The 25,951-nt window shown below is 55.8% G+C and carries 19 protein-coding genes and 3 pseudogenes; 6 read left to right on the forward strand and 16 right to left on the reverse strand.

From position 1 onward, the window contains the following. Window position 1 precedes the first annotated feature (1 nt). Both sapF and fabI read left to right on the forward strand, forming a co-directional pair. Window positions 2-814, forward strand: a complete 813-nt coding sequence (gene sapF / locus GTU79_RS15245; RefSeq protein WP_132921442.1) for a putrescine export ABC transporter ATP-binding protein SapF — start codon at window positions 2-4, stop codon at window positions 812-814. A gap of 182 nt (window positions 815-996) precedes the next feature. Then, window positions 997-1,785 (forward strand): enoyl-ACP reductase FabI, encoded by a 789-nt coding sequence (fabI, locus tag GTU79_RS15250; protein WP_132921441.1) that lies wholly within the window; start codon window positions 997-999, stop codon window positions 1,783-1,785. Between the two features lie 18 nt (window positions 1,786-1,803). On the opposite strand, the gene GTU79_RS15255 is transcribed toward fabI, so the two are convergent. Together GTU79_RS15255 and GTU79_RS15260 are read right to left on the reverse strand one after the other, a co-directional pair. After that, entirely contained in the window at window positions 1,804-2,718 is a 915-nt protein-coding gene (locus GTU79_RS15255) for a LysR family transcriptional regulator (RefSeq protein WP_203521315.1), read from the reverse strand. Between the two features lie 309 nt (window positions 2,719-3,027). Continuing rightward, window positions 3,028-4,625: pseudogene (locus GTU79_RS15260) on the reverse strand (PTS transporter subunit EIIC). A 307-nt stretch (window positions 4,626-4,932) separates the two neighbouring features. Here GTU79_RS15260 and GTU79_RS15265 point away from each other — a divergent pair. Next, window positions 4,933-7,232 (forward strand): annotated as a pseudogene (locus GTU79_RS15265) (FdhF/YdeP family oxidoreductase). Between the two features lie 144 nt (window positions 7,233-7,376). Beyond that, window positions 7,377-9,309, forward strand: a pseudogene (locus GTU79_RS15270) (exoribonuclease II). 686 nt (window positions 9,310-9,995) lie between these two features. On the opposite strand, the gene GTU79_RS31420 reads toward GTU79_RS15270, so the two are convergent. The 5 genes from GTU79_RS31420 to araD form a co-directional block, all read right to left on the reverse strand. Beyond that, window positions 9,996-10,199, reverse strand: a complete 204-nt coding sequence (locus GTU79_RS31420; protein WP_214514152.1) for a glycosyltransferase — start codon at window positions 10,197-10,199, stop codon at window positions 9,996-9,998. Between the two features lie 148 nt (window positions 10,200-10,347). Next, window positions 10,348-10,530, reverse strand: coding sequence for a hypothetical protein (locus tag GTU79_RS31425; protein ID WP_420854109.1), 183 nt, complete (start codon window positions 10,528-10,530; stop codon window positions 10,348-10,350). 737 nt (window positions 10,531-11,267) lie between these two features. Next, window positions 11,268-11,780, reverse strand: a complete 513-nt coding sequence (locus GTU79_RS15285) for a glycosyltransferase family 32 protein (RefSeq protein ID WP_214513105.1) — start codon at window positions 11,778-11,780, stop codon at window positions 11,268-11,270. 1,028 nt (window positions 11,781-12,808) lie between these two features. After that, window positions 12,809-13,810: a 2-keto-3-deoxygluconate transporter gene (gene kdgT, locus GTU79_RS15290; RefSeq protein ID WP_132921436.1), complete on the reverse strand. Its 1,002-nt coding sequence runs from the start codon at window positions 13,808-13,810 to the stop codon at window positions 12,809-12,811. Window positions 13,811-14,232: 422 nt separating this feature from the next. Continuing rightward, complete coding sequence (araD, locus tag GTU79_RS15295; RefSeq protein ID WP_214513106.1) at window positions 14,233-14,928, reverse strand: L-ribulose-5-phosphate 4-epimerase; 696 nt, start codon at window positions 14,926-14,928, stop codon at window positions 14,233-14,235. Window positions 14,929-15,172: 244 nt separating this feature from the next. Here araD and GTU79_RS15300 point away from each other — a divergent pair, with 244 nt between their 5' ends. Further along, window positions 15,173-15,382 (forward strand): glycine zipper 2TM domain-containing protein, encoded by a 210-nt coding sequence (locus GTU79_RS15300; protein WP_132927732.1) that lies wholly within the window; start codon window positions 15,173-15,175, stop codon window positions 15,380-15,382. A gap of 29 nt (window positions 15,383-15,411) precedes the next feature. Here GTU79_RS15300 and yciH read toward each other — a convergent pair whose 3' ends face one another. The 4 genes from yciH to GTU79_RS15320 form a co-directional block, all read right to left on the reverse strand. Further along, entirely contained in the window at window positions 15,412-15,735 is a 324-nt protein-coding gene (yciH, locus tag GTU79_RS15305) for a stress response translation initiation inhibitor YciH (protein ID WP_132921434.1), read from the reverse strand. Next, on the reverse strand, window positions 15,725-16,477 hold the full coding sequence (gene pyrF / locus GTU79_RS15310) for an orotidine-5'-phosphate decarboxylase (protein ID WP_203521307.1): 753 nt from the start codon (window positions 16,475-16,477) through the stop codon (window positions 15,725-15,727). Before pyrF ends, yciH begins: the two co-directional genes overlap by 11 nt. 250 nt (window positions 16,478-16,727) lie before the next feature. Next, entirely contained in the window at window positions 16,728-17,897 is a 1,170-nt protein-coding gene (lapB, locus tag GTU79_RS15315; RefSeq protein WP_203521306.1) for a lipopolysaccharide assembly protein LapB, read from the reverse strand. Window positions 17,898-17,903: 6 nt separating this feature from the next. Continuing rightward, the gene (locus GTU79_RS15320) at window positions 17,904-18,215 is read right to left on the reverse strand and encodes a LapA family protein (protein WP_132921431.1); all 312 of its coding nucleotides are present in this window, start codon (window positions 18,213-18,215) and stop codon (window positions 17,904-17,906) included. 281 nt (window positions 18,216-18,496) lie between these two features. Between GTU79_RS15320 and GTU79_RS15325 the strand changes: the two genes are divergently transcribed. Next, window positions 18,497-19,450 (forward strand): sugar-binding transcriptional regulator, encoded by a 954-nt coding sequence (locus GTU79_RS15325; protein WP_203521305.1) that lies wholly within the window; start codon window positions 18,497-18,499, stop codon window positions 19,448-19,450. A gap of 508 nt (window positions 19,451-19,958) precedes the next feature. Here GTU79_RS15325 and GTU79_RS15330 read toward each other — a convergent pair. From GTU79_RS15330 to GTU79_RS15350, 5 genes are all read right to left on the reverse strand, one after another. Then, window positions 19,959-21,386, reverse strand: a complete 1,428-nt coding sequence (locus tag GTU79_RS15330) for an L-fucose/L-arabinose isomerase family protein (RefSeq protein ID WP_203521304.1) — start codon at window positions 21,384-21,386, stop codon at window positions 19,959-19,961. 4 nt (window positions 21,387-21,390) lie between these two features. After that, on the reverse strand, window positions 21,391-22,890 hold the full coding sequence (locus GTU79_RS15335; protein WP_203521303.1) for an FGGY family carbohydrate kinase: 1,500 nt from the start codon (window positions 22,888-22,890) through the stop codon (window positions 21,391-21,393). A gap of 2 nt (window positions 22,891-22,892) precedes the next feature. Then, window positions 22,893-23,837, reverse strand: coding sequence for a transketolase family protein (locus GTU79_RS15340; RefSeq protein WP_203521302.1), 945 nt, complete (start codon window positions 23,835-23,837; stop codon window positions 22,893-22,895). Beyond that, complete coding sequence (locus GTU79_RS15345) at window positions 23,830-24,660, reverse strand: transketolase (protein ID WP_203523054.1); 831 nt, start codon at window positions 24,658-24,660, stop codon at window positions 23,830-23,832. The genes GTU79_RS15340 and GTU79_RS15345 overlap by 8 nt, the downstream gene beginning before the upstream one ends. A 187-nt stretch (window positions 24,661-24,847) precedes the next feature. After that, complete coding sequence (locus GTU79_RS15350) at window positions 24,848-25,951, reverse strand: ABC transporter permease (protein ID WP_132921426.1); 1,104 nt, start codon at window positions 25,949-25,951, stop codon at window positions 24,848-24,850.

Genomic DNA, 25,951 nt, shown 5'->3' on the forward strand with positions numbered 1-25,951 from the left:
CATGGAAACCCTATTGGAAGCCCGCAACCTCACCAAAACCTTCCGTTATCGCAGCGGCTTGTTCCATAAACACCAGGTTGAGGCGGTGAAGCCCCTGAGCTTTATTCTGCGGGAGGGGCAAACCCTGGCGATTATCGGCGAGAACGGTTCGGGCAAATCCACCCTGGCGAAAATGCTGGCGGGCACGGTGGAGCCCACCGGCGGCGAGCTCTTGATCGATGACCATCCGTTGACCTTCGGCGATTACCGCTATCGCAGCCAGCGCATTCGCATGATTTTTCAGGATGTGGGCAATGCCCTGAATCCCCGCCAGCGCATCGGACAGCTGTTGGACGTACCGCTGCGGCTCAACACCGCCATGACTCCGACGGAGCGTGAACAGGCTATTAACCTGACCCTGCGGCAGGTGGGGCTGCGCCCGGATCACGCGTTCTATTACCCCCATATGCTGGCGCCGGGGCAGAAACAGCGCGTGGGCCTGGCCAGGGCGCTTATTCTGCGCCCGAAGGTTATCGTGGCCGACGAAGCGCTGGCCTCCCTTGATATGTCGATGCGCTCGCAAATCATCAACCTGATGCTCGAGCTGCAGGCCAAACAGGGTATAGCCTATATCTATGTCACCCAGCATTTGGGCATGATGAAGCATATCAGCGACCAGATCATGGTAATGCAGGACGGCGAGGTGGTGGAGCGCGGCAATACCGCAGACGTGCTGGCCGCTCCGCTGCACGATCTCACCAAGCGGCTGATAACCAGCCACTTCGGCGAGGCCCTGACGGCGGACGCCTGGCGGCGCGATGCCGCCATGCCATAGCAAACCCGGAGTATATCCGGTGGCGGCGGGATATGGCCCGTTTATCCGCGGCGGATATTCCAGAGAGGCGGGGTATACACTTGTAACGGTTGTTCATGGTACACTCCGCCGGTTTATAAACGTCGAATGTCGCGTCGCTGGCGCTACGATCGCATGTAAAAATGATTACAAGGATTAATGCTATGGGTTTTCTTACCGGTAAGCGCATTCTGGTCACTGGCGTAGCCAGCAATCGCTCCATCGCCTTCGGTATCGCGCAGGCGATGCATCGCGAAGGTGCCGAACTGGCATTTACTTACCAGAACGATAAACTGAAATCACGGGTTGAGGGATTCGCCGGTGAATTGGGTTCCAGCATCGTATTACCCTGCGATGTGGCTGAAGATGCCAGCATCGAAGCGCTGTATGTCGAACTGGCCAAGGTATGGCCGAACTACGACGGTTTCGTGCATGCCATTGCCTTTGCCCCGGGCGAGCAGCTGGACGGCGATTATGTGAACGCCGTGACCCGCGAAGGCTTTGCCATCGCCCACGATATCAGCTCCTACAGCTTTGTCGCCATGGCGAAAGCCGGCCGCCATATGCTGAATCCGAATTCGGCCCTGGTGACGCTGACTTACCTGGGCGCCGAACGCGCCATACCCAACTATAACGTCATGGGACTGGCCAAGGCGTCCCTGGAAGCCAATACCCGCTACATGGCCAACGCCATGGGCCCGCAGGGCATACGCGTCAACGCCATTTCCGCCGGTCCCATCCGGACCCTGGCGGCTTCCGGCATCAAGAACTTCAAGAAAATGCTGTCTTACTGCGAATCGGTGACGCCGCTGCGCCGCGTGGTGACCATCGAGGACGTGGGCAATACCGCCGCGTTTCTGTGCTCCGATCTGGCCTCAGGCATCACCGGGGAAGTCATTCATGTGGACGGCGGCTTTAATATCGCCTCCATGAACGATCTGGAACAGAATTAACCCCCCGCCCGGCCCTGCTTACACCTCCCTGTTTATCCTGTCCGCCAGCCAGACGGCGGCGAAGGCGAACAGGGTTTTCGCCAGCGGCGTTGCCCGGCCGGGCTCGGCAACCACCACGGCGCCCTGTCGTTTCATGGCGGGCAGCCGTATCGGCGCGCTGAGCAAATCCGGTGTCATTCCGGGCAGCAGATGCCCGCGGGGCATGATGCCGCAGCCCAGCCCGACAAAAACCCCCTGCAGCAAATGAAAGATCGAGGCGCTTTCCAGAGCGATATGCGGATGCAATCCCTCGCCCCGGAAATGTTCGTCCAGATAGCGCCGGAAGTAGCGGCTGGGTTCGGCCAGGCACAGGGGAAAGGCGGCCGCCTGCGCCAAAGTCACTGCGGACTGGGGGGAAAGCCCGGTGAAGTGCGCGGGATGGAACACCAGATCCACCCCCCGGTCCGGCAGCGGCGCCACCTGGAAATGCAGTTCCTGCAAGAGGTTCAGCTCAAAGAATCCAACGCCGATATCCACGCTGTGATTAATCAGCGCTTCCAGCAATTGATCGGCGCTGAGCACGTTGACCTGATATTCGAGAGCGGGGTATTCCAGCCGGGCATCGAACAACAGCTGGGCCAGGGGAATGCCGCACTGCGGCACGATGCCGATGCGCAGCGTGCCCGCCAGTCCCTGCTTGAGGGACTCCACTTCCAGCTTCAGCCCCTGGTAGACCGAGACGATTTCCCGCGCCCAGGACAATACCCGTTCCCCTTCGGTGGTAAACCCCTGGAAACTATTGCCACGATGGATCAGCGCCACGCCGAGCTCCCGCTCCAGATTTTTCAGGCGCGCGGAGAGGGTCGGCTGGCTGACGAAGCTCGCTTCCGCGGCGCGGCCGAAATGACGCTCCCGCTCAAGATTGCATAAGTAGATGAGCTGTTTAATATCCATCGGTTCCTTCCGGCCAAAGGCAATAATCGTGGTGATTGCTGACAAGGTGACCGGTCGGGACAGAATGCTAGATCGTAGCAATATAGTAAACCTGCCGTGAATCCGTCCATTGAGGCTCGATCCGCGCGATTACGACTCACATCCCTGTGAGCCAACGCCTGACGGCGTTGTTCCAAAACGCTCCCGGCGTTTTGGTCCATGGCGCGGACGGTTTACTCTTCTATCATCCTATCCCGCCTCATTGACTCCGAGCGAGTTTGTCAGCAGTTTGATCATTATACCATCGGAACCCTTGCGATTACCCTCTTATCAGGTGCTGACCCCGAGGGTAACTTTGACATCCTGGGCGATTTTTTCCACCTGCGGGCCGTAGATCACCTGGACATCGTTGTCGCTGACCCGCTTAACCCCGCTGGCGCCGGTAAGCATCAGGGTCCGGTCGATAACCTGCTTCATATCCTTGACCCGGACCCGCAGGCGGGTAAAACAGCAATCCACATCGGCGATATTCTGCTGGCCGCCGAGGCCGGTGATGATATTTTCCGCCCGCTCGTTGGCGGAGAGAGGTTTGCGCTCGGTGGCCTCCTCTTCCTGGGTCTCGCGGCCGGGGGTTTCCACCCGCAGCCGGGTAATAATCAGCCGGAAGCCGAAGTAATAGACCGGAAAATAAATCAGCCCCAGCAGTACCGCATACCACCAGTGGGTTTTGCTGCCGCCGAGCACGCCGAACACTACCAGGTCAATGGCGCCCCCCTGAACATTGCCAATCATCAGATGGAAAACGTCCATGAGCATAAACGACAGGCCGCACAGCACCGCATGAAAAAGATACAGCACCGGTGAAACGAAAACAAAACAGAACTCCAGCGGTTCGGTGATACCGGTGGTAAAGGACGCCAGGGCGCCGGCCATCATCAGGGCCTTGACCCGCTTTTTATGCTCGGGACGGGCGCAATGGTACATCGCCAGCGCCGCGCCGGGCAGACCGAACATCATTACCGGAATTTTACCCTGCGCCAGGAACCGGGTTGACTCGCGCACCTGCTCGTCGCTCAACAGCCCCGGATGGGTCAGCGTGGTATTGAAAATATTCAGCGCGCCGACGATGGCATGGTTATCCACCGTCACCATGCCGCCTATGGGGGTAAAGCGCACGGTTTCATTAAGGATATGATGCAGGCCGGTGGGAATCAGCAGCCGTTCGAAAAATCCCAATAAGAAGGCACCGTACTGGCCGCTTTGTCCGATCAGGTTACCCACCCAGGCGATGGCCGCGCCGATGGTGGGCCAAATAAGCGACAGGACTACCCCCAGCAACGGCAGCACCACCACCGTGATGATGGGGACGAACCGCCGTCCGCCGAAAAAGCTCACCGCCGTCGGCAATACAATGGTATAGAAACGGTTATGCAGCGCCACCACCGTCAGGCCGGCAATTACCCCGCCCAATACGCTCATATTGAAAGTGAATATCCCCAGCATCGGCGTGAACTGAGCGGAAAGCATCTGTGCCGCGGTGGGCGTCATGCCTTTGGCTATCAATGCCGGCACGGTGGTGGTGGCGGCGGTGAGATTCTGCGCCGCCAGGCTGGCGCTAACCCCCACATGCATGGCGATAAAACCGATGACCGCCGCGAAGGCCGCGGTGGGTTTTTCCGCCTTTGCCAGACCTATGGCGCTGGCCACGGCAAAAAACAGCGGCAGGTTGGCGAACAGCGCGCCGGCCACCTGCCGGATGAACCCGATAACCAATTGGGGATATTTCAGGCTGGCGAACGCGTCTCCGGTTACCGCCGGATTCTGCATGGCCGCCGCCACCCGAGAAAGATCCCGGCGGCGGCAATCACCGAAATCGGCATCATTAACGCTTTGCCGAATCCATGCACCTTACTGCTTAGATCGTTCATCAGCATTGCTCTCTTCCTCATAATTAACCAGGTAAGTATGAGCCAGTATTGGCTGCGCCTGATCCCGCGGCGGCGGCAATGGCTGAAAATATGAACGCTATCACAAAAGCTTAACCTGCCTTGGTGCGGTTTAAAGCATGGAAAACTAAAAGATGAAGGGACTTTAGGCAATAGCCGCCGTCTATCCTGCGATTAGGCTATTCAATTAGACGGTGTTATCAAAACTGCCTAGAATTAACCTCGTTAACCCAAATAGCTAAAAATATTTTAACAAAAATTTATCTTCATTCACCTGCGAAACGAACTTATGAAATTTAAACCTGCGATTAAACCTTATACCGGCGCGGCGGGTGGCTGGGGTTCTTTGGAAGCAACCACCCGTTATGTCAGGGACAGTAAACAGACCTTCAAAAATATCCGTAATTTAATGCGGGTAAACAAATCAAAAGGCTTCGACTGTCCCGGCTGCGCCTGGGGCGATGACAATACCAGCACCTTCAGTTTTGCGAAAACGGCGCCAAGGCGGTGAGCTGGGAAGCCACCCGCAAGGCGTTGGACGCGGATTTTTCGCCCAGAACACCGTCAGCAAACTCTATGAGCAAAGCGATTATTTCCTTGAGTACCAGGGACGTCTGACGGAGCCGCTGCGCTACAACCGGGAAACCGATCGCTATTACCCGGTAAGCTGGCAGGAGGCGTTCGACCTCATCGCCAGCCATGTGCGCGGACTGGACAATCCGAACCAGGCGGAACTTTATACCTCCGGCCGCGCCAGCAATGAATCTTCCTACCTTTATCAATTATTCGGCCGGATGTTCGGCACCAATAATTTCCCCGACTGTTCAAATATGTGCCATGAGGCCAGCGGGAGCGGCCTTAAGCAAAGCATCGGCGTGGGCAAAGGCACCATTCACCTGAATGAATTCGAACAGGCGGACGCGATTTTCGTTTTCGGCCAGAATCCGGGCACCAACCATCCGCGTATGCTGCACAGCCTGCGCCACGCCGCCGATCGCGGCGCGCGCATCGTCACCTTTAACACCTTGCGGGAACGGGGATTGGAGCGTTTTGCCGATCCGCAGAACCCGCTGGAGCTGCTGACGCCAAAATCCGGCCGTATCAGTTCCAGCTATCTGCAGCCCAATCTCGGCGGCGACATGGCGGCGGTACGCGGCATGGTGAAAGCCCTGCTGGAAATCCATCGACGGCAGCTGGCGGAAGGCCGGCCCGGCCTGTTTGACCAAACGTTTATTGACAGCCACACCCAGGGCATGGAGGCTTACCTGGCGGCGGTGGATGCCACCCCGTGGCAGCATATCATCAGGCAGTCGGGCCTGAGCGAACAGCAGCTTCGCGACGCTGCGGACATCTACCGCGGCGCCGAACGGGTCATTTGCACCTGGGCCATGGGTATTACCCAGCACAAGCATTCGGTTCCCACCGTGCGGGAAATCGTCAATCTGCAACTGCTGTTCGGGCAGCTTGGCAAACCGGGAACCGGATTATGTCCGGTGCGCGGCCACAGCAATGTGCAGGGCAATCGCACCATGGGCATCGACGAGAAGCCGCCGGCGGCCTTGCTGGACAGTCTGGCGGCCCATTTCGGCTTTACACCTCCGCGCGCCCCCGGACACAGCACCGTTGAGGCGCTAGAAGCCATGCTGCGCGGCGAGATCAAGGTACTGATTGCCCTGGGAGGCAACCTGGCGGCCGCGGCGCCGGATACCGCCCGCACCGAGCAAGCCTTGCGCCGTTGCGAACTGACGGTACATATCAGCACCAAGCTTAACCGCAGCCATCTGGTTACCGGCGGCGATGCGCTGATCCTGCCGACCCTTGGCCGCACCGAGCTCGATATGCAAACCGCCGGCAGCCAGTATGTCACCGTGGAAGATTCGTTCAGCATGGTACACGCCTCGGAAGGAGTAAATCCGCCGCTCTCCCCTGCAGCGCTCGGAAACCGCCATCGTCGCCGGCATTGCCGCAGCGGTGCTGGGTAACGAAAAATTGACTGGACCGCCCTGGCGGGTGATTACCGTCTCATCCGCGATCATATCGCCGCCACCGTGCCCGGTTTCACCGATTTCAACCTTCGCTGCGAACAGCCGGGGATTTTACCTCGGTAACGCCGCGGCTGAACTGCGCTTCAATACGCCCAGCGGCAAAGCGGAATTCAGCGACGCCCCCCTGCCGGATACCCTGTTTCCGCAAATCGCCGGCCGGACGGTGCCGTTTACCCTGCAAACCCTGCGCTCCCATGACCAGTACAACACCACCATTTACGGACTGGACGATCGTTATCGCGGCGTATATGGCCAGCGGGAAGTGGTGTTTGTCCATCCGGAGGATTTGGCGGCGCTGGGCTTGCACGACGGCGATCGGGTGGACATCGAAACCCTGTGGCACGACGGCATCAGCCGAAAGGTCAGCGGTTTCAAGGTCATTAGCTATGATATTCCCCGCGGCAACCTGGCGGCCTATTATCCGGAAACCAATCCGCTGGTGCCCTTGTCCAGCTTCGGCGACGGCACCCATACCCCGACGTCCAAATCCATCCCGGTGCGTCTGCTGGTGAGCAAAGCAACCGATACGGCGCGAATTTTGTAAACCCGCGCCGCGACGCCATCCGCCCCTTGCCGGACCGGGTGGCTTTTTTATGGCTTTAATGGCGGGTTACACTTGCCGCCAACCGTCGATTCGCGTAAAACTGTCTGCCGTTATTGAAGCCTTTTTTACACTCGCCTGGACATTATGTTTCAAGATAATCCGCTGCTCGCGCAGCTAAAACAGCAACTTCACTCTCAGACGCCCCGTGTCGAAGGCGTGGTCAAAGGTACTGAGAAAGGGTTTGGCTTCCTTGAAGTCGATGCTCAAAAAAGCTATTTCATCCCGCCGCCCTTTATGAAAAAAGTGATGCACGGCGACCGGATCGCCGCCGTGGTGCGCACGGAAAAAGAGCGGGAGATAGCCGAGCCGGAAACCCTTATCGAGCCTTCCTGGCGCGCTTTGTCGGCCGGGTGCAGTTCAAGGATGACCGCCTGTCCATCGTACCCGATCATCCGCTGATCAAAGAAGTGATCCTTGCCGGCCGGTGCGCAGCGTCGAACATGAATTCAAAACCGGAGACTGGGCGGTGGCGGAAATGCGTCGTCATCCGCTAAAGGGCGATCGGCATTTTTATGCTGAAATTACCCATCTGGTCACCACCGGCGATAATCATTTCGCCCCCTGGTGGGTGACGCTGGCCCGCCACAATCTCGAACGCGAAGCGCCGGCCATGGTGGACGGGCTGACCCTGCAGGATGATAACCTGGTGCGCGAGGATTTAACCGCCCTGGATTTCATCACCATCGACAGCGCCAGCACCGAAGATATGGATGACGCCCTGCATGTGGCGGCCGGTGAGGGGGATACGCTGGTGCTGACCATCGCCATCGCCGATCCCACCGCCTATGTTCAGGCCGGCAGCCCGCTGGACGACATAGCCCGGGATCGGGCGTTTACCAATTATCTGCCGGGATTCAATATCCCGATGCTGCCGCGCATTCTCTCCGATGACATTTGTTCGCTGCATGCCCATGAGCGCCGCCCGGCCCTGGTTTGCCGGGTTACGGTCAATGCGGACGGCTCGCTGGCGGACAAACCCAACTTTTTCGCCGCGTGGATTGAGTCAAAAGCCAAACTGGTTTATGACCAGGTCTCCGAGTGGCTGGAAGACGCCGGCGACTGGCAGCCGGAAAACGAGGCAGTGGCCCAGCAGATTCGCCTGTTGCAGCGCCTGAGCCTGGCACGAACCGCTTGGCGCCAGTCCAATGCCCTGGTGTTCAAGGATCGCCCCGACTACCGCTTCGTGCTGGACGATAAAGGCGATGTGCTGGACATCCAGGTAGAGCCGCGCCGTATCGCCAATCGGATGGTGGAAGAAGCCATGATCACGGCGAATATTTGCGCGGCGCGGGTCTTGAGGGACGGCCTGGGTTACGGCGTTTATAACGTGCACCACGGTTTTGATGAAACCCTGGTGGACCAGGCGGTCACCGTACTGGCCAACAATAATATCCAGGCCGACGCCGCCACATTGATGACGCTGGAAGGTTTTTGCGAGCTGCGGCGCCGGCTGGACGCCCTGCCCACCTCTTATCTCGACAGCCGCATCCGCCGTTTCCAGACCTTCGCTGAAATCAGCGTCGAACCGGGCCCGCATTTCGGCCTGGGCCTAGATGCCTATGCCACCTGGACTTCGCCTATCCGCAAGTACGGCGATATGGTTAATCATCGCCTGCTGAAGGGATTACTGGGCCAGGGCATCCCCGCCCGCCCGACGGAAGACGTCATGCTGCGCCTGGCGGAACGCCGCCGCTTGAACCGCATGGCGGAACGGGATGTCGGCGATTGGCTTTATGCCCGTTATCTCAAGGACAAAGCCGGCAACGGCACGCGCTACGCGGCGGAGATCATTGATATCTCCCGCGGCGGCATGCGGGTTCGCCTGTTGGAGAACGGCGCGGTGGCCTTTGTCCCGGCGCCTTTTATCCACAGCGTGCGCGATGAACTGGTTTGCAGCCAGGATACCGGCACCGTGCAGGTGAAAGGCGAAGAGCGCTACCGCCAGGGAGACAGTATCGAGGTCACCCTGGAGGAAGTACGCCAGGAAACACGATCGGTGATTGCGCGGCCGGTGTAAGAATTTTGTAAAAAAAAAAGGGACTGATACGAAAATATCAGTCCCTTTCCTTTCTTAACGCCGCAAGCTTTTGTTACGCCTTGATTAACGCCTTATTGAAACATTTATTGCATTCATACCGCCCTATTAAATTTCAGCCGGGCGACGATTTTCAGGTAAGTCTCTCCATTTAACTTCTGTATCAAACCCGGAGTCCATTCAAAACCGCTACGCTCCCTGCTATACATACCGAAGTTTTGATGCTGTTAAAGATTATTTGACTAAAAGATTTACTGTAGAGGAGTTCATCATCTGACCTGTTTTCATTTCTAATATTTACGGTAATACCCAAATTTTCAATAAGATCAATCGAGTTACTTAATAAGCCTGGCCCCGCAATGTTTAGCGTGAGTTCAAATCTTACCGCAGGAGAGATCTTTTATCCTGCCACATCACATCAACAAATGTTGTTTTTCCTGAGTATTAACAGATAAGTTTCCCATTGTACTATCTGTAACAGTTGTTTTTGGGATTCTTCTGCTAAATTTATGATCGAAGTAGTGTTATTGAGCATGCCGCTGTTTGGGTTATTTTCTTTTTCAAGATACGGATAAATTGCTTCATCAAGCATTTTGCTAATGAAGGCCGAATTTTTCCTCGAAGCTAAAAATCATTGTTAATAAAATTGATAGCTTTTTATCTGTAATTTAATACATAAAGTGATGAAGAAAATCTGCCTTATACTCTTTATCTTCACTTTCCGAAACTATATTCCCCAAAGGTTCTTTTAGTACCACATCCACATCCATATAAAGACCGCCGAACGTTTTTAACAGGTATAAACGCAGTATGTCGGCTGCTGCCGGGAAGTTAGCATAGCGGGTCTCAGTACACTCCTGGCAATGGCTGATTGTATATGATAAGGAGGTTCAGGCTTTAAAAATTTATTTTGAAATAACAGCCGTCGAATAACCGACATTGACTAATTCCTGATAGTTTTGACCGGATGATCTACCCACACTCTTACCTCATAATCAGGATTAAGACCCGCACTATTTATTATGCCGCTGATCGCATAATCAGGTAGTGTTGACTTACCCAGCCAAATATAATGAATGATTTTGGAATGCCAAGCTCAATAGGGTTATTACTGATATCCAGCTTTTGCAGAGAGTGCTCGATGAGCGGGGTTTTCTCGAATTTATTATTCGCCAAATTCAGTTCCTCCACTGTCGACGACACGGAGGGAGATATTCCAGCAGGTTATGGCTAACATCCAACCGTTTCAGACCAAATGGAATGGCAAACAGCGCAGTCAAGGCGTTATTACTTGCGTTCAACTGTTCTATCCAGGCCGGCAACTCCGGAAGTTCAGTCAACCCTAACCCGCTAAGATCCAGGAATAATGCGTTCCGCTTATGGCAATCAAGCAATCTGACCAAGGCTAATTCTCTGCATTCACCCAAGCCGGTAGCGCACTCTGCCCATACTGCCCATTTTGCAAAAGTGCTTGATCAAGGGTATTATCGATAGGATTCCTAGAAAAATCTTATAATGTTGATTATCGAAAGAGTGCACGGCATGCATTTATAACTCCTTTAACTGTAGTCAATTTTTTAAAAATAGCGTTTCAATTTCTAAAAATTAATATTTTGAAAACATAATTTGATGAACAGCCCATTTGAATTTGGCCCAAGCTCAATTCAAAATGTAACTGTATCGAGTCTAATGTTTAGTTAGAAAAATTAATCTGCTTATAGAATTGAATTCTTATTCAATCAGACTTCTGAAGATTCTTTTTAAGTTCATCAATAAATGCCCATCTACCTTCAGCATCAGTGCCCTCGCTCCAGAGATATCCGTGCTTTGTTTTAGTTAACTTACCAAAAATATCGCTATTACTCATCGTTATGGTACTCAAAGGCAGGTTTAAATTAGAAAAATCATTTTATCTGCTCGAATATGATTGCTCAATCCTATTATAATTCTTTTGATTCAAAATATCTATAAAACAGATTGGGGCCTGTCAGCATCTTAGTGAGGTCAAGCCTGAACAGAGAATTATGTTTCTTGAGATGCCATATTAAGTCGTCATAGTTAAAATCTTTACCCAGTACATTATGACCAAATGCTCGTGAGTGGGGGTCTGTTTGTTTTAATCGCAATCCGTACTGCATAATTATGTTGGAAAACTCCACAATCCAATCTGTGCTATTCAAAGAACCTCTTGACAGGCAATTATCTGTTGCCACATAAGGAGATATTGCTTCAAATAATAGTTCACTGGCTGAGGCCGAGTTTTTGACCGCTGCTAACACAGCATTCCCGTAGAATATCAAATATTGTTCATCTATATATTTGTACTCTAATTGCATCAAAGAATCATACATCGACACCCTATCATAAGTTTGAGATTTTATTTCTCCCAGCGGCTCTTTTAAGGCCACATCTACATCTAAATAGAGTCCACCTTCCGCAAACAGAACATACAATCTGAGAATATCCGATGCTGCCGCATAATTTTCAAATTGTGTATGAACAGCTTCCTGTTAATGATCGACTGAATGATATAGGGCAATTTTGGCTCGATAAATTCCACCTTAGAAAATAGTGCGGTGGAATAACCGGCATTTATCAGCTGAGTTCTGATTTCTGCCGAATTTTCCACCCATACTTTCACTTCATAATCTGGATTCTCGGTAGCGCTGTTTATGATATTAGACACAGCGAATGTAGGTAAAGGAGAATTTCCCAACCAAATATAATGAAGGATTTTGGGGATTTTATGGCAAAGCGGATTCTCACTGCAATCCAGCTTACGCAAGGTGGCCGATGAAAGGTAATTCCCTGAACATATTGTTTGTGAGATCCAGCTCTTCCAACGTAGATGGCATTACACAAAGCTGCTCCAGCCGATTATGACTGGCGTCTATTTTTTAACGCCATGGGGATGTCAGGTAGGGTTATCAGCGCATTGCCACTCACATTCAGTTCTTCAATACCGGGCGGTAATACAGGCAGCTCCGTCAGATACAGCCCCTAAGATCTAAAATCTTCCCTTTCTGTATAACACACTCCTTCATTATCTCCACCGCTTGGTCTCTACGCTCACCTATCACGCCTGGTGTTTTTGCCAAACATCCCATATATTGAATATTTTATTAAAATAGAGGGTATCGGTGTTTTATGCATAGGCGGGGTTAAAATGATTTAAACCAGAGATTGAATTATACATAGAGATATCCATTATATTTTAATTGAGTCAATTTTATCAATGCGGATGGCGGCGATTTATTGGCGCAGGTAACAAGTTTATTCGCCTCTCCCGCAGGCAGACACTGACAATTTTCAAATGAAAATTAATATGTTTCAGAGGAGTAGACAACACCTTAGCTCATTTATTCCGCGAGCGAATTCTGTCCCATTTAGAAAGGTCCTGCAATCGCTTTAAGACGGGATCAGCTAAAAATGCAAAAAACCCCGCGGAGGGGTTTTCTGTGGTTCAACTATCTTCGTACTTCTAGCGTTCAATGGCCTGTGATTTTAATTCGGCTTGAGCAAGTGCGGCGATTTCTCCTTTTCTCACCCGCTTGGAATAGAGCGCGGTGATAATCGGCACCAGAATGGAGGTGACGATAACCGACGTGGCCACCAGCGCGGTGGCGGCCGGCGCCATGGGTTTGAACGCCGGGATCATCTCGGCTATCAGCACCGGCGTGGCCACTGCGGCGCCCGCGGAGCTGGAGGCGGCGATACCCGCCGTGCCGTCGCCGCCGCCGATGTATTTATCCGCGAGGATCAGCGGAATGCCGGTAACGATAATCACGCCGATACCCAGCAAAATCCCCAGCAGTCCGGTTTGGGCGATAACGTTAAGATTAATGGTATTGCCCAGCGCGAAGGCGAAGAAAGGAATCAGGGTCTGTACCGCCTTGCTGAAGAAGTCCCGCAGCTCGGGATCCAGGTTGCCCAAGGCAAATCCAATCAGAAACGGCAGTACCGCGCCGACGAACACATGAGGTTCAAACGAGGCGATGCCGGCGGTGCCCAGAATAATCATGGTCATTAGCGGGCCGGATTCCAGCGACATCAAAACAAAGGCGCCGGATTCCTCCTTGGTGCCGTATTGCTGCATGATGGACGCGTAGAGGCCGCCGTTGGTCATATCCATGGAGGCTACCAGCGCCAGGGTGGACAAGCCGGCAAAAAAGCCGATTTCCACGCCATTGGCCGGCAGCAGCCTCGACGCCACCGCGGCCACCACCCAGGCAACGGCGATTTTGGTCACCACCAGGGTACCGGATTTACGCAGCACGGTGCCGGTGGCGCTGAGTTTGATGGAGGCCCCCATACAGAAAAACCAGACCGCCAGGATAGGAACGGTGCCGGAAATCAAACCATTAGTGAAGGAGCCGAAATATTTACCCGAATCGGGTGCAAATGTATGACACAGCGCGCCGATGAAGAGCGGCACCAGCATCATGCCACCGGGGATTTTGTCAATTGCACGTTTGATTTGCATCTGGATTCCACCTAAGTTCGAATTATCATCCATCTTTGGTACGGAGCCGCCCCGTGGACGCGCCCCATGCATTGATAAGATCGGTTAGGCGCTACGTTAGCCATTTACATCTTGTCATACAGTGATCTGCGACATAAAAATGAAACGTTGTTTCTTTTTTATAAACAGATCATTTTAACTAAATGGGCATTGGGTTTTGAAATGAGATCCAAATCACATTCCCAGAACGGTAACAGGGTACGACACCAGTAAAAAGATTGAGGTTTTCAGGATTCAAACATTCATCAGGAAGGGAAAAGAGTGGAATAAAAACCCGCCGGCGCATTCTGTCGCGGTTATGTTGAACGCACGCCTGTAGAGCTTTACATGACGCCGGCATAGCGGCATAACCGGCGCCAAAGAGCCATTATCGTGAGTTTTTGCTATTGTCCGTAATAAGCGTTTTTACCGTGTTTACGTAAATAATGCTTGTCCAGCAATTCCGCTTGCATCGGCGGCAAATCGGGCGTCAATTGGCGGGAGAAGATGCCCATATATGCAAGCTCTTCCAAGACCACCGCGTTGTGGACCGCATTATCGGCATCGCTGCCCCAGGCGAAGGGACCGTGTGAATTTACTAGCACCGCGGGAACCGCCTCGGGATCAATACCGCGGGAGACGAAGGTGTCCACGATAACCTTGCCGGTTTCCCATTCATAGCGGCCCTGTATTTCCGCCGGCGTCATCAGCCGGGTACAGGGAACGGCGCCATAAAAATAGTCGGCATGGGTGGTGCCCCAGGCAGGAACGTCTTGTCCGGCCTGCGCCCAGATAGTGGCATGGCGCGAATGGGTATGGACGATACCGCCGATGCCGGCAAAATCCAGATACAGCACCCGATGGGTATCGGTGTCGGAAGAGGGTTTTTTCTGTCCTTCCACCACCCGCCCGGTTTCCAATTCCACTACCACCATATCTTCCCGTGTCATCTCTTCGTAACTGACGCCGGAAGGTTTAATCACCAGCAATCCCTGTGGGCGATCCACCGCGCTGACATTTCCCCAGGTAAAGGTCACCAGATGATGGCGCGGCAAAGCAAGGTTTGCCGCCAGGACCTGGTCTTTTAATTCATTAAGCATCGTTAAGCCCTCTTGAACGCTAGAGGACATTGTCCCGGCAGCCAGAAGCAACCGCTATGGCCTAATCGGCTAAAGATCCGCCCTACTTCTGCTATTGACCGTTTTTCGCGACCGTGGGCATGCCGAGGCGAGTCAGGAGAGCAGGCAGATATATTATTGTTAATCCGGGCTAAACAAGCGGAACGTACTATAATTATTAACTAGCAATCAATAACAACAGCAATCTATGGAGAAATTGATGATGATGAAATATTCAACCAAACGTATTACCGCGGCCGCCGTGGCGATCGCCCTGGTTGTTACCCTAAGTGCGTGTGAAACGAGACGTGGACGTAACACCGCCATCGGTGCCGGCGTCGGCGCGGTGGGCGGCGCGGTTCTTACCAATGGCAGCGCTTTGGGTACCTTAGGCGGCGCGGCGGTTGGCGGCGTTGTCGGCCATCAGGTGCATTAAGCCGGTCCCGCCGGCGTTAACCTGCACGGTTAACCGCCGGCCAGTTTGACTTTCAGTCCCTTGGCTTCCAGGAGCTGTTTCAACAGTTCCCGTTTATCACCCTGTATTTCAATCACGCCCTCCTTCACCGACCCGCCGCAGCCGCACTTTTTCTTCAGCTCCGCCGCCAGCGCCGCCAGCGCATTATCATCTACATCCAGGCCGCTAATCAGACAAACGCCTTTTCCCTTGCGTCCGCTGGTCTGGCGCTGAATCCGCACCACGCCATCACCCTTGGGACGGGCTACCGGCCGGGACGGCTCGGTTATCCGCCCGCTCTCGGTGGAATAGACCACACGGCTGTTATTGTCCATCGTTTCCTCCCATGTCTCGCAATGACATCAATATGCCTTGCAGCGTTACGGCCGGGTCCTGTGAACGGGTAATAGGACGCCCGATCACCATATAATCCACCCCGGCCCGCAGGGCTTCCACCGGCGTCAGGACCCGACGCTGATCGCCGGCGTCGCTGCCTTCCGGCCGGATACCGGGGGTGACCAGCAGAAATTCAGCGCCGAATCGCTGTTTAAACACCGCGGCTTCCCGCGCGGAACAGACCACGCCGTCCAGCCCGCAGCGCCGGGCCAGGTCCGCCAATCGTCCGGCATACTCAAAAGCCCCGTATGGAATGCCCAGGGCCGTTAAATCTTCATCCGCCATGCTGGTAAGCAGCGTGACGGCGATAAGTTTAGGCGCTTGGGCACCGAACGGGGCAAGGGCCTCTTTCGCCGCCGCCATCATCCGTTCCCCGCCGCCGGCGTGCACATTCACCATCCACACGCCCAGCTCCGCCGCTGCGGACACGGCCTTGGCGACGGTATTGGGAATATCATGAAATTTCAGATCGAGGAAAATATCGAAGCCCAGCCGCTGCAGATCGCGAACGAAATCCGGGCCGAAGCGGGTAAACATCTCTTTTCCGATTTTCAGCCGACACTCATTGGGGGAAACCCTATGGGCAAAGGCCAGAGCCTCGGAACGGGAGGCATAGTCCAACGCCACTATGATGGGTGAGGAAAATCCCGGCGGCACAGACGACTGGAAGTCGCGAGTCATGAGGGTACCTTTTGATGGGAAGGCTGGCGGTGCCGGCGCGGCAGTTGAAATTCGCCGCCGATAAAACAACCTGCGCACAGCGCCAGTTTAATGGATGCGGAGTATTTTACCTGCCGGCAAGAAAAAAGCCCAGCGCCGGCAAACGAGAGCGTTGGAGATGATAACCGTTCTTCGTCTGCAAGATTGCAGCCGGTATTACCCATACCCGTGATGCGGTAAACTCATCTTCACCTTCACGGCTTGCCACGGATTACTGTTCGTCAAGGCCGCGGATGGGTTTGATGGAGGCCCAGGATTTACAGGAGGGACAATGCCAGTACAGGCTGTGGGAGGTGAATCCGCACTTATTGCAGCGGTAACGGGGCTTGGTCCGGATCTGTTCCCCCACCATATCCCGCAGCACCTGCAGGCTCTCTTTGGCCCGTCCGTCTTCCGCTTCGTTCAGATGGAAATCCATCAGACGGTGGAACATCCTCATCGTGGGATGCTGGCGCAGTTGCTGATTGATATAAAGCTGGGCGTTTTCCGTGCCGTCGTTTTGTTCGATAACATCCGCCAGCAGCAGCTCCGCCGCCGCGCCGGTGTTCATTTCAACGCAGCGGGTGAGAAATTCGGCCCAGGCCTCAGGCTTTTCGAGATGCTGATAGCAGGTTTGCAAAATAGGCAAAGTCTCGCTGACCATCTCCTTGTCCTGATCCAGCACCCGCTGCAGGGCGGCCACCGCGGCAGGGTAGTCCTGACGCGCCATAAAAATGCGCCCCATCATGATCGAGACGCGGGAGCAGTTCTTATCGGCTGCCGCGCCCTTTTTCAACTGCGCCATCGCCTTGTCCAGATCGTCGCTGCCCATGGCCTGCAGCGCCAGCTCGCAATAAAAATGGGCAATTTCAATCCGCAGAGGCTCTTTGCCCAGCTTCACCAGCTTTTCCGCTATCTCGATTGCCTTGTTCCAATCGCTGGTATCCTGGTAAATCTGCAGCAACTGCTGCAACGCCCCGGTGCGAAAATCATCTTCGTCCACCAGCTGGCTGAACATTTCCTCGGCGCGATCGTAGAAACCGGCGGCCATATAGTCACGGCCCAATTGCTGGGTGGCCAGCAACCGCTGCTCGAAACTCAGCGCGGTACTCTCCATTAACGCCTGGTGAATACGGATGGCCCGATCCACCTCTCCCCGGGATCGAAACAGATTCCCCAGCGTAAGATGGGCCTCGACGGCGTTGCTGTCCTCCTTGAGCATGTCAAGAAACAGGTCCACCGCTTTGTCCTGCTGATTGGACAGCAAAAAATTCACCCCTGCCACATACTCGCGGGAGAGGCGATTGGCGTCCTGTTGCTTATCCTGCTGCGCGCTTCTGCGCCCCATGTACCAACCGTAAGCGGCAGCCACGGGCAACAACAGAAACAGCAGTTCTAACATAACGCGTTATTCCTTACTGACAGCGGGCGCGGTAGCGACGGGCGCCGCGCTGTTAACCGGCGCCGGCTGCTGTTCCAGCCGTTTGACCCGGCGCTCCGCCCGCATCAGGGCGAAACGGACGCGCAGATAAAACAAACCGCAAACGGCCCAGCCCAGGATAAAACCCAGTGCGAATATCCAGGTCAACAAGGTGGAAACCCGATATTGCCCCTCTGCCAGCAAGTAGTTAAAGGTGACGATTTGATCGTTATGCGCCCCAAAGGTGACGGAAATAATAAAAATCACCAGAACCAGCAAAAATATCAGTACATATTTCACATGATTTCCTGCAACTGCGTTATTTAAATGGATTACACCGATATACCGGTACCCAGAGCCTATAAATTAGCATTTCCCGCGTTACGAAGGAAATCCCGCAGACAACTTAACTGCATTATCTGCTGCCCACCGGGTTGAATCCGGGGCCGATGGTTAAAATCACCGCGTTTTCCCGCCCCCCCATGAAACGGTCATCGCCGCCCTGCAGCCCCTTGTCTCTTGTTATTTATTCAGTTATGCATAAAAATGATGCCACCGTATGGCGAGTCTGGGGACGCCGCATGTCTAAGCAAGACGAACAGCGATTATTGGTCAAAATCGCCACGCTTTATTATACCGAAAATCAAAAACAAGCGGATATCGCCGCCGCGTTGCATTTGTCACAATCTTTCGTTTCCCGGGCCATCACCCGTTGCATCAAAGAAGGGGTGGTTAAAATCAGCGTGGTACAGCCGCCCAATATGTTTATGGGGCTGGAGTCGGCCATCCAGCGGCGTTACGGCATCGACCAGGCCATTGTGGTGGATGTGCCGGATGATGCCGAACCTCAGCAGATCAAACAGGCCATCGGTTCCGCCGCCGCCCATTATATGCAGACCAGCATCCGCCCGAACGATCTGGTGGGTATTTCCTCCTGGAGCAGCACCCTGCGGGAAATGGTGGATAATCTGCATCCGCTGGCGGTCAAGGCCAGCGGCGTCATCCAGCTCCTCGGGGGCGTGGGTCCCAACGGCAATGTCCAGGCCACCCTATTGACCCAACTGCTGGCGGACCAGCTGAACTGCCCGGCCTATCTGCTGCCGGCGCAAAGCATCGAACGCTCGGTTGAGGATCGGCTACGGCTTATCAACAGCAGCGAGGTGGCCGATGTAGTGGCCAAATTCAGCGAAGTGGACGTCGCGCTGGTAGGTATCGGCGCGCTGGAGCCTTCGCAGTTGCTGATGAATTCCGGCAACTATTACCACGAAAAAATGCTCAGGCTGCTGGCGCAGCGCGGCGCCGTGGGGGATATCTGCCTGCATTATTTCAACAGCAAAGGCGAAGCGGTGCTGGCGGACGAAGAAGACCCGGTGATCGGCATGCCGCTGCCCCAGGTGCGTGAATGCGAACGGGTAGTGGCCCTGGCGGGGGGACATGAAAAAGTCGCGGCCATCAAGGGCGCCCTGGAAGGCCGCTATATCGATGTGCTGATCACCGACCGGCTGGTGGGTGAAAAGCTCATCTCGCTCCCCTAGCATCTCACAGCGCGGTAGGCCCGCACCCACCGATCGTGCAGCGAACATGTTAAAGGGAGACCGTGCTGATGGGGTCGAAGCGGGCGTGGTTTTCCCGCCCGCCAGAGCGCCCTATGGTGCGGTAGGCCCGATGACACCGCACGTGCAGCGAGCATGTTAAAGGGAGACCGAGCTGATGGGGTCGAAGCGGGCGTGGTTTTACCGCCCGCCGGAGCGCCCCACAGCGCGGTAGGCCCGCACCCACCGATCGTGCAGCGAGCATGTTAAAGGGAGACCGGGCTGATGGGGTCGAAGCGGGCGTGGTTTTACCGCCCGCCGGAGCGCCCCACAGCGCGGTAGGCCCGCACCCACCGATCGTGCAGCGAGCATGTTAAAGGGAGACCGGGCTGATGGGGTCGAAGCGGGCGTGGTTTTACCGCCCGCCGGAGCGCCCCACAGCGCGGTAGGCCCGCTATCACCGATCGCGCAGCGAAAATGTTAAAGAGAGACCGTGCCAGCCGATCGTACATTACGCCTTGGCATGCCAATAACACTCAATCCCCAAATATTTGGTAAACGCCTCATGCAGCACCGCCGCGGTAGCGGAATGGTTCATAGCCACATGATGCTCAAAGCCCTGCTCGCAAATATACCGCAGCAGCGGCTCCATGGCGGGGATCTGCACCACCGCGCGGCAGCCCACGGTATCCAGCGGGTCGTCCACCACCGTCCCCTCGCCCACATAGGCCCGCACCTTGCCGGTAAAATCGTCCGACGACAGCCGGAAATACGTAAGCGGACCGGCCTTCATCCGGCCGTGCACCGCGCCGCAGGTATTCTCGCACCCCACCGTAGTACCGATAATATCCGCCGTACCCATCACCGGACTTTCCAGGCTTTCAGCGGGGAAATTACCGCAATGGAACAACACGCATTTATCCTGCTCATCGCCGAAATTGTTATTCCAGTCGGCGATGGACGCCGGCGACAGCGAACAGCTGGCCAGCGCATACATGGACAGCGCGCCCATCACATCCACCTCGCAGGCGCTGGGCATCAGCTGACCGGACATCACGCTCATGATAGAACAGACATTAATACCCAGATTTTCCTGCAGCGAGGTCCAGCACTGAATAGCGGTCGTATCAATATCGTTAGCCAGCACCCATTCGCTAATCACCACAAACAGTTTCGCCATGGTATGCAGCTTCTGGGCCGGGATGGCGGCGGTATCGGCGTTATCCTTCAGCAGCGCCAGCTTTTCATCCACCCGCAAATCATTGTCGCTCAACCGGCCGACCCGGGTAAAAATCTCCGATAAATCCAGCGTCTCCACCGACACGCCCATACGCTCCAGCAGCTTTTCGCTGTAACGCACCGTATTAAAGGCGGCGGGCCGGGCGCCGATAGCGCCGATGCGCACGCCTTTCATGGCGTGTACCAGCCGGCAAAGCTGGGTGAACCGCTGCAAATCACGGGCAAAGTGCTCGCCGGCCACCGTGCAGACATGGCGGCTGGTGAGCGTAAAGGGGATACCGCACTGGCGCAGATTATTACACAGGGAAATTTTGCCGCAGAAACTGTCGCGCCGGGTCGCCAGCCCCATTTTATCCAGGCTGTCCTGCTCCGCCTGCACCAACACCGGCACGGTTAATCCCGACAGGCGAACGGCGTCCGCCACCGCTTTTTCATCGCCGAAATTAGGCAGCAGTATCACCACGCCGTTAATCTCGTCGCGGTGGCGGTGAAATAATTCAGCGCAGGCTTTGGCGTCCTGCCAGGTTTCAACTCCGCCCAGCTTGCTCTGGTTTTCATCCAGGATAACCGTCTTGATGCCCAATTGCTCAAACACCTGCGCCGCATCGCGCCGCGCCTCGGTGACCAGATAGCTGGGGAAAAAGCCCCGATTGCCGACGATCACGCCGAAGGTTAATTGTTGTAGAATTTTTCTCGACATTACTTCACTCCCGGTAGGGTTGTTCTACTTGATAACGGGCCCGTGCTACGGCCGTTTGCCAATTTTTATAATTGTCTTGCATCTCCGCAGTCTCGGCCCGGGGTTCGATATACTCCACTTCCCTCGGCAAGACCGCGATATCCTCGTTGGTCCACCAGCCCAGGGTTTTGCCCGCCAGATAAGCGGCGCCCAGGGCCGACACTTCGGCATTGAGATTGCGAATCAGTCGCCGCTGCAGCAAATCGGCCTGAAACTGCATCAGCCAGGCATTCTGCGTGGCGCCGCCGTCCACCCGCAGCGCCGGCAACGGCCGTCCCGCGGCGCGCTCCATGGCAAAAAACACATCGGCAATCTGGTAGGCGATGGACTCAAGACCGGCGCGCGCCAGCACCGCGGGCGTGGCGGCGTCGGTCAACCCGCAGATCAATCCGCGCGCCCGGCTGTCCCAGTAAGGCGCCCCCAGCCCGGACAAGGCCGGGACAAAATAGACGCCTTGATTACCTGCCTGGCTCAACGCCATGGCGGAGAGTTCCGTCAGCGAGGATATGCCCAGCAGGCGCGCCACCCAGGCCAGCCCGGAGCCGGTATGGGTAATATTGCCTTCCAGCGCGTAGCACAGCCGGCCGTCATGCCAGGCCACGGTGGTGCTCAAGCCCGTTGCCGGCGCACCGATGTTCTCCAGCGCCATCATCAGGGATGAGCCGGTGCCGTAGGTGGCTTTCACATCGCCGGCCTGATTGCCGCCCTGGCCGTATAACGCCGCGTGGGAATCGCCGATTAACGACGCCACGGGAATCTCTCCCGCCAGTCCCGGCACCCGGCCGGCCAGGGTATAGCCCTGTACCGCCGCCGAGGGCCGCACCTGTGGCAAGCAGGCGGCGGGCACGGAAAACAGCTGCAGCAGCGCGTCGTCCCAGCGGCCTTCACGGATATTAAACAATTGGGTGCGGGCGGCATTGGCGTAGTCGGTTACAAAGGCTCGTCCGCCGGTGAGCTGCCAGTTAAGCCAGCAATCAAGGGTACCCACGCACAGCTCTCCCCGGCCGGCGCGGGCAAAACCGTCCGGTAGCGCCGCCAACAGGCCACGGATTTTCGCTGCGGGGAATAACGGATCGATGGGCAGCCCGGTAAGATGAGAAATCAACTCCCCACGGCCGTCCTCATGGAGTTGGCGGCAGAAATCCTCGGATCGGCGGCACTGCCAGCTGACGATGGGCGTCAGCGGCCGTCCACCGGCGCGATCCCATACCAATACCGACTCCCGCTGGTTGCTGATGGCCACCGCCGCCACCCGAACGTCGCCGAGGGCGGACAGGCATCCGGCGATAGCCTGGCAAACCCCTTGCCAGACCGCCTCGGGATCCTGCTCCGCCCAGCCCGGCTGCGGATGAACCAGGGCCAACGGTACCGCCGCTTTTGACAGAACCCGGCCTTCGGCATCCACAGCAATGGCCTTGGCATTGGTGGTACCTTCGTCAATCGCCAGAATAATGGGCGTGGACATAGTCAGTTCCCCCGGCAAACGCGCAGCGCGGTATTTACCACGCCCTGGGCATCGAAACCGTGGTGGGCGCGGGTGGCGGCGCGGTCCGCCGCAATGGCGTACTCGCCGTCGCCGATACCCAGCCGCACCAGGGGAATCGCACAGCCCGCTTCCGCCAGCACTTCCGCCACCAGGCTGCCCACGCCGCCGTTAATGTTATGCTCTTCAATGCTAATCACATGTTTGCTCTGGGTTAACAATGAGAGTAGCTGACGAGTATCGCACGGACGAATGGACGATATGTTGATGACCGCGGCAGAAACGCCCTGCTCGGCCAGGATCCGGGCGGCATCCACCGCTTCATGTACCGTTGATCCCATCGCCACCAGGGCCACGTCTTCGCCATGGCGCATCACATCGATTTGACCGGGTTTAAAGCGGTAGGTCTCATCATGCAGGGCGGGCAATGCCTTGCCATCGAGCCGGATATACACCGGCCCGACATAGGCGAGGGCATAATCGATGATTTGGCGGCACTCTTCCGGCGACGACGGCGCAAAAATCTGGATATTGCCGAAACCGCGCATGATGGCGATATCGTCAATACTGTGATGGGTGCTGGCCAGGGGCCCGTAACTGGCGCCGGCGTTCAGGCCAAACAGTTTCACATTGCAATTGTTGTAGCAAACGTCCACTTTTACCTGCTCGTTGGCGCGGGAGATCAAAAACGGCGCCGCATTGCAGGTGACGGCGATTTTGCCGCCGATGGACAGGCCCACCGCCGTACCCACCATGGTTTGTTCCGCAATGCCCACGTTCACGATGCGATCGGGAAAACGGGCGATGAACGGGCCTATTTTGGCGGTGGAGGTGGAGTCGGCCAAGACCGGCACCACATCCAGACCGTTATCCACCGCTTTGATCAGCTGTTCCACCATAACGCTGGCTAAATGTTCTGCATTACTCATCTTTGAGTTCCTCCAATGCCAGGGTGATTTCATCGCCTTTAAATACCCGGTGATGCCATTCGGCCCGCCCCTGGGTAAAGGAGATACCGGCGCCCTTTTCCGTGTTGGCGATCACCACGTTCGGCTTGCCGTTGGACGGCAAGTTTTCCAGCGTGTCCACCACCGATTGCATATCGTTACCGGCGCACTCGGTGACATTCAGGCCGAACGCCCGCCATTTATCCGCCAGGGGATCGGTATTCATAATAGAGCGCGTGGATCCCGCCAGTTGGAGCTTGTTCTTATCGTTGATGATTACCAGGTTATCGAGGCCGTAATGGGCGGATACCAGCGCGGCTTCCCAATTGCTGCCCTCCGCCAGTTCGCCGTCGCCGGTGAGCGCGAAGACCCGGCGCGGACTGTTATCCCGTTTCGCCGCCAGCGCGATACCCACCGCCACCGGCAGCCCGTGACCCAGCGCGCCGGTATTCAATTCGATGCCGGGGGTCTTGTGGCGTACCGGATGGCCCGGTAGATGTGAATTGGCATGTTGGTACGTAGGCAGCCAGTCGAGAGGGAAATAGCCCGCCTCCGCCAGCGTGCAGTAATAGCCGCCGACGCCGTGGCCTTTCGATTGGATATAGATATCCCGCTTGGGATCATCGAGCCGGTCCGGCGCGCAGTTCAGTACGCGGAAATAGAGCGCGGTGAGGATTTCCACCTCGGAGAGATCGGCGCCGGTATGGCCCCCCGCCGGACTGCCGGCATTCATTTGCACTATGCGGCGGCGGATATGCCGCGCCTTGGTCACCAGATCATCGATGGACAATGAATAAGGATTCATCATATTACCTCTTGATTATCAATTTATTGCCCTTATGAATTTTTATCCATATGGGAATATTTATTCATACGCGGTGTAAAAAAACCATCCGCCGACCCCATCCCTTCGGGCAAATCCCCCTCGTCTCGCCGTCCTATCACTGCCTCCCCAGCTCTACGGCATCATCATGAACGGCACCGGAACGGGGTTACTCGGTGGCGGCCTCTTCTTTGACGATCTTTTGCGAGACGATGGCCGCCTTGTGCTGCATCCGGTTCTGCATTTGATCGATAATGACCGCCACGATAATCACCATCCCTTTGATGACCATCTGCCAGAATTCACTGACCCCCATCATTACCAGTCCGTCCGCCAGGATGCCGATAACAAAGGCGCCGATAAGGGTGCCGACAATGGTCCCCCGCCCGCCGGCCAGCGACGTGCCCCCTAATACCACCGCCGCGATGGCGTTCATTTCAAATGAGGTGCCGGTGGCCGGATGGCTGGCCACCAGCTGCGAGGTCACCACAATGCCCGCCACCGCGGCGCACAGGCCGGAAATGGTATAAACCCAGATTTTGACCTGCTTCACCTTGATACCGGACAGCTCCGCCGCCCGTTCGTTATCGCCGATGGCGTAAACATGGCGGCCAAACGGCAGGCGGCGCGCAATATAGGCAATGATCAAGGCCAGCACGAACATCAGCCAGATACAGTAAGGCACCCCCAGCAGCGAACCGGAGCCGATGAAATCAAAACCGGTATTGCCAAGCCGCGGGTTGCCGTCCAGACCGGGGAAGGTTTCGCCGTTGGACAGCAGCATCGCCGCGCCGCGCACGATATACATGGTGCCCAGGGTGCAGATAAAAGGCGCCACATTATAGCGGGTGATGATCCAGCCGTTAACGGCGCCGATCAGGCCGCCGAGCACCAGTACCGCCGGCACGATGACCCAGACGCTGGGGAAGATGGCGATGCCGAACATCGGCAGCACTATGCCGTGGGTGATCATCCAGCCGGCGAACATGCCGCACAGGCCAAGGGTGGCGCCGATGGACAGATCGATGCCGGCGGTGATGATGACAAAGGTGATGCCCAGCGCCAAAAAAGCATTGATGGAAATATGCTTTAACATGATAAGAATGCTTTCCGTGGCCAGGAAACCGGACACGGTAAAGGTGAAAAAGCCTAAAATCAAAAACAGCGCGATAAAGGTGCGAAGCTTGAGCAGGAGCAGCAGTATATTTTCCCGCGACCGGAATGACCGGCTGGCCGTAAGAGGCGCTAACGCGGCGGTATTGATTGCTTTCAT

This window comes from Sodalis ligni, from assembly GCF_016865525.2.
GTDB classification, from domain to species: Bacteria; Pseudomonadota; Gammaproteobacteria; order Enterobacterales; family Enterobacteriaceae; genus Acerihabitans; species Acerihabitans ligni.